The sequence below is a fragment of the Psychrobacter sp. CoH-33_TS_01 genome (assembly GCF_058189395.1).
In genome coordinates this window covers 1-277 of sequence record NZ_JBVGQI010000045.1, presented here as the reverse complement: position 1 = coordinate 277, position 277 = coordinate 1, and the positions used below count along the sequence as shown (strand labels likewise).

Below are 277 nucleotides of genomic sequence, written 5' to 3'. Positions count from 1 at the left end.
GCTCCGGGGTGTGACGCTTCCTGCTGTTCGTCATGATCTGACCAGTCTCCCTGCCCGAACCCTCGGGCGACAGGACGACTCACACAACGACTGGACCTACAAGACGGGGTCAGTCCAAGATGACCAGTCGTCGCCGTCCCGAGTCGCGGTCGTGCGCAGTCCGGCGGGGTCAGAGCCGGCGCCGGGCTCCATGAGCGCGAACGAGGCCACATCGCCCTCAGCGGGGCGAGGCAGCCATTGCTGCTTCTGCACGTCGGTGCCGAACCCGGCGAGAACC

General features: G+C 67.1%; 1 pseudogene. It reads right to left on the bottom strand.

Annotation, left to right across the window (positions count from 1 at the left end):
* Positions 1-96 precede the first annotated feature (96 nt).
* A pseudogene (locus tag ACZ2XM_RS15500) lies at positions 97-277 on the bottom strand (hypothetical protein); the annotation flags it as partial.